The following is a 742-nucleotide window of genomic DNA, read 5'->3' as shown; positions in this document are numbered from 1 at the left end:
AGAACTACAAAGTCTACGGCGTCCGCAAGGTTTGGCGGCAGCTTGTCCGGGAAGGCTTCGATGTCGCGCGTTGCACGGTGGCGAGGCTCATGCGGGACATGGACATTCAGGGCATCATCCGCGGCAAACCGCATCGGACAACGATCCCTGACAAGAAGGTCCCGTGCCCGCTGGACAAGGTCAACCGCGAGTTCCGCGTCCCGGCGCCCAACATGCTGTGGGTCAGCGATTTCACCTATGTCGCCACCTGGAAGGGCTTCGTGTATGTCGCTTTCGTCATCGACGCCTATGCGCGCAAGATCGTTGGCTGGCGCGTCAGCGCCTCGGCGCAGACTGGGTTCGTCCTGGATGCCCTTGAGCAGGCCGTCCATGACCGCAAACCGACGAAGGCCATGGGCTTGGTCCATCACAGCGATCGCGGGTCGCAATATCTGTCCATTCGCTACACCGAAAGGCTGGGCGAGGCCGGCATCGAACCATCTGTTGGCAGTGTTGGCGACAGTTATGACAATGCCTTGGCCGAAACCATCAACGGCCTCTACAAGGCTGAAGTCATCCATCGGCGCGGCCCTTGGCGCAGCTTCGAGAGCGTCGAATTCGCCACGCTGGAATGGGTGGACTGGTTCAACAATCGCCGCCTCCTCGAACCTATCGGGAACATCCCGCCCGCCGAGGCAGAGGCCAACTTCTACGCAGCTCTGGAAACCGAAGACATGGCCGCGTAACTAACGACAATCAGCCT

1 protein-coding gene is annotated in these 742 nt (G+C 60.5%); it reads left to right on the top strand.

Annotated features, from left to right (window positions below; all coding sequences use genetic code 11):
* Positions 1-725: IS3 family transposase (locus A3764_RS23755; protein WP_067952187.1), on the top strand; the 725-nt coding region annotated here is incomplete at its 5' end.
* Positions 726-742: the final 17 nt, after the last annotated feature.

It is taken from the genome of Sulfitobacter sp. HI0129, from assembly GCF_001635395.1.
Lineage (GTDB): Bacteria > Pseudomonadota > Alphaproteobacteria > Rhodobacterales > Rhodobacteraceae > Sulfitobacter.
The sequence above is the reverse complement of the archived record's forward strand: the minus strand, read 5'-3'. Positions and strand labels throughout refer to the sequence as shown.